Consider the following 3,504-nt stretch of genomic DNA (forward strand, 5'->3'; position numbering starts at 1 on the left):
CTATGGTGCTGATTTGCGCCAGTGACCCGCCGCACAGGCGGGTTTTTCGTTTGATGCTCCGTCCCTACGCCTGGCGAAAGCTCCGACGGAACCCGTTGACCCGAGTTCGTTGCCCTGAGCCGACGCATGGAGGCCGTGACGGGCTGGCGATTCCAGGCTAAAGCAATTCCAGGAAACGTGTGAAGCGGTTTTTCCGTCCGGAATTGCGTCAAAACAAAGAGATAGAGCGGTTCAACGTTTCCGTTAAACGATGAACTGTTCTAGAAAAATCCGCATGGTTTTCACCTCGCCCAAGACTGCCTTGCCGGCCTCGGAGGGTCCGCTCACCGACATCTTGCGCGGATTGCGGCTTGATGGCGTCGACTATGGCCGCTGCGAACTTTCGGAGCCATGGGCCGTGTTGTTTCCAGCCCAGAAGGCTGCGCGGTTTCACTTCATTGGCCGCCGCGGATGCTGGCTGTTCTCGCCAGCCGGAGAATGGATTGAGCTGACACCCGGCGATGCGTTGCTCTTGCCGCGCGGCGCCGAGCATGTCGTTGCCAGCGCGCCTGGCATTCCTGCCGTGCCGATCGAAAGCTACACTGTCGAGCCTTTGCAGGACAATGTCTTCAATGTCTCCAATGGCGGCCACGGCCCGAAAATCTTGCTGTTTTGCGGCAGCATGCACTTCAACCTGGACGGATCGCACCCCTTGCTGGGCATGATGCCGGACATGATGCGCGCCAAGGAATTGATGGCTGGCGAGCCAGGTATTCCGCATCTGCTGCAAGCCATGGCCGGCGAGATCACCATGAACCGCGCCGGTTCCGGCGGCATGCTGGCGCGGCTGGCCGACGTACTGGCTGCAAGCATCATCCGTTCATGGGTGGAAAACAGCGGCGGCGACACCAGAGGCTGGATCGCGGCGATCAGGGATCGCGACATCGGCCGCGTAGTTGCCGCCATTCATCTGCAGCCCGACAGGAACTGGACTGTCGAAGCGCTGGCGCGCGAAATGGGCGCCTCGCGATCGGCCTTCGCCGAACGCTTCACGGCCGTCGTTGGCGAAACACCGGCGAGATATGTCGCCCGGATACGCATGCACCAGGCGCGGCAATGGCTGATCGATGATCGGATGCGGGTTTCGGTGGTCGCCGCCAGACTGGGTTACGATTCCGAAGCGTCGTTCAGCCGGGCGTTCAAGCGCATCATAGGCATCGCGCCCAGCCACCTGCGCACCGTCGACGGCACCTCCGAAAACCGCTGAGACGATCCCGGATCCGCGGCCATGGATCGCAGGGTCTGGATGGGGTCTGGATGAATTGCCAAGCCTTCCGGACGCAATGCCATTGCCGGGCCACCCGCATGCAATAGCTTGCCCTAACCAGGCAGCCAGAGGCCGGCGTCCAGTCGGTCCGAAGAGGAGAACCATGCCAGATCATCTGAAGGTCATCGCACTCGCCGTCATGCTTGCGGTTCCCGGGCGCGCCTTTGCCCTCGAGGACAGCTACCTGCCGGCCGACAAGATCCCCTATGTGGCGGAAGTACCCGACCAGCCGCATCGTCTTGGCCCATTGTGGGGCGAGCGGGCCAAGGGCCCGGCAGGCACGTTGCTGAAGGTTCCCGGCAACTGGCGTGCACCGGTCCATGCGCACACCGCGGATTATCGTGCGGTGGTCATAAAGGGGCTGTGGGCGCACTGGCAGATGGATGGCGGCGAGGCGACCAAGGTCGAACTGCCTCCTGGATCCTACTGGACCCAGAAAGCCAATGAGATGCATGACGACGCCTGCGTCTCCGACACGGAATGCGTGATCCTGCTGATCAACGACACGCCCTACGAAACCTACTTCCAGAAATAGGCTGGGATGCGGCCTAACGCATGTCGCCCAAAAGTGACCTCGGTTTTGGGAGAACGACATGCACAAAAACAAAGACCTAAAGCGCGTCGCATGAATCCGTTTCAGCGCGACGCGCTTTATGAGGCGTGCCGCAAGCTGACGCCGCTGCCCTTGTCGAACAGCACCACCTTGTCGGGGTTCCAGGCAAAGCGCACCGCCTGCTCGATGGCGACGTCGGTCCTGGCCGGCACGGTGGCACGCAGTGTCGCGTCGCCGACGCGCAGCGTCAGGATCTTTTCGACGCCGTGGTTCTCGACGTCGTGGACATGCGCCTCGACCGGCGCGCCGCTCTCGAGATAGACGTCCTCGGGACGAATGCCAAAGACGAGCGGGCGACCGTCGGTCGCCCCGCCCGCTTTGGCTCCCCCCGAAAAAGGCAGTTCGAAGTTCAACGGAGCCATCACCGCGCGGCCGTTCACAAGCTTGCCGTCGATGAGGTTCATCGGCGGCGAGCCGACGAAGCTCGCCACATAGGTATCGCGCGGATTGTTGTAGATCTCGTGCGGCGTGCCGGTCTGAACGATGCGGCCATGGTTGAGCACGCCGACCTTGTCGCCCATCGACATCGCCTCGATCTGGTCGTGGGTGACGAACAGGAAGGTGGCGCCGAGCTGCATCTGCAGGTTCTTCAGTTCAGTCCGCAGCGCCTCGCGCAGCTTGGCGTCGAGCGCAGACAGCGGCTCGTCCATCAGGAACACACGCGGCTTGCGCACGATGGCGCGGCCGATCGAGACGCGCTGCATCTCGCCGCCGGACAGCCGATCCGTCTTGCGGTCGAGCAGGTGCTCGATCCGCAGCGTACGGGCGGCACGGTCGACGCGATCCTTGATCTCGGCGTCGGGCAGCCGGCGAATTTTCGGCTTCAGCGGGAATTCGAGATTTTCGCGCACCGTGTAGCGCGGATAGAGCGAGTATTGCTGCAGCACCAGCGCCACGTCACGCTCGGCCGCACCCCAGTCGGCGACGTCGACGCCGTCGATGAAGACCTGGCCTTCGCTCGGCTTTTCCAGGCCCGCGATAAGCCGCAGCGTCGTCGTCTTGCCGGCGCCCGTCTCGCCCAGCAGCACGAAGAACTCGCCATCGGCAATATCGAGATCGAGCCCGGTGAGCGCAGTGTGGTTGCCGAAAGTCTTCGAGATGTTCTTGAGCTGGATATGGGCCATGTCTATCGTCCCGATCTCTTTTTCGAGGGCGTCTGCCCTCCGCTATAGCTCCGGGCGTTCGATTGTTCGAAAGGCCAAATCATTGGCCTTTCGTGTCCTTCGGCCATCACAATCTCACTCCCAGCGACTTGCCGCTTGCCGTGTCGAAGAAATGCGCTTGGGCCGGATCGATCCTGGCGAACACCTTCTGGCCGGGACCGGCGACGAAGCCGCTCTTGGTGCGTGCGCGCAGCATCTTTGAGCCGACCTTGAGATCGACAATGTCGAAGGAGCCAAGCGGCTCGACGATCTGCGTCTCGACCGGCAAAAACCCCTCCGTCGCCTCGCGGCGGATGAGAACGCCTTCCGGCCGGATGCCGAGCGCGAGCTGGCCGCCTGCATGGCCGTTGAGCTTCGACAGCAGCGCCCGCGGGAACTCGAAGCCGGCGGGAGCCCCCCCGACCGTCCACGAGACCGAGGAC

General features: G+C 62.8%; 4 protein-coding genes. 2 read left to right on the forward strand and 2 right to left on the reverse strand.

Annotated elements, in window-relative coordinates:
- The first annotated feature begins 274 nt into the window (after positions 1 to 274).
- Positions 275 to 1,246, forward strand: coding sequence for an AraC family transcriptional regulator (locus tag EOD15_RS30930; protein WP_164761593.1), 972 nt, complete (start codon positions 275 to 277; stop codon positions 1,244 to 1,246).
- A gap of 163 nt (positions 1,247 to 1,409) precedes the next feature.
- The gene (locus EOD15_RS30935) at positions 1,410 to 1,841 is read left to right on the forward strand and encodes a DUF4437 domain-containing protein (RefSeq protein WP_127268317.1); all 432 of its coding nucleotides are present in this window, start codon (positions 1,410 to 1,412) and stop codon (positions 1,839 to 1,841) included.
- Between the two features lie 116 nt (positions 1,842 to 1,957).
- Here EOD15_RS30935 and EOD15_RS30940 read toward each other — a convergent pair whose 3' ends face one another.
- Entirely contained in the window at positions 1,958 to 3,043 is a 1,086-nt protein-coding gene (locus EOD15_RS30940; protein ID WP_127268316.1) for an ABC transporter ATP-binding protein, read from the reverse strand.
- Between the two features lie 106 nt (positions 3,044 to 3,149).
- Positions 3,150 to 3,504, reverse strand: a 355-nt coding sequence (locus EOD15_RS30945) for a TOBE domain-containing protein (RefSeq protein ID WP_127409148.1), incomplete at its 5' end; no start/stop codon positions are given.

The organism is Mesorhizobium sp. M7A.T.Ca.US.000.02.2.1 (assembly GCF_003996995.1).
GTDB lineage: Bacteria > Pseudomonadota > Alphaproteobacteria > Rhizobiales > Rhizobiaceae > Mesorhizobium.

Excerpts from the sequence above, each read along its gene's own strand:
- EOD15_RS30930 (WP_164761593.1), top strand. The coding sequence starts at position 275 with ATGGTTTTCACCTCGCCCAAGACTGCCTTGCCGGCCTCGGAGGGTCCG.
- EOD15_RS30935 (WP_127268317.1), top strand. The coding sequence starts at position 1,410 with ATGCCAGATCATCTGAAGGTCATCGCACTCGCCGTCATGCTTGCGGTT.
- EOD15_RS30940 (WP_127268316.1), bottom strand. The coding sequence starts at position 3,043 with ATGGCCCATATCCAGCTCAAGAACATCTCGAAGACTTTCGGCAACCAC.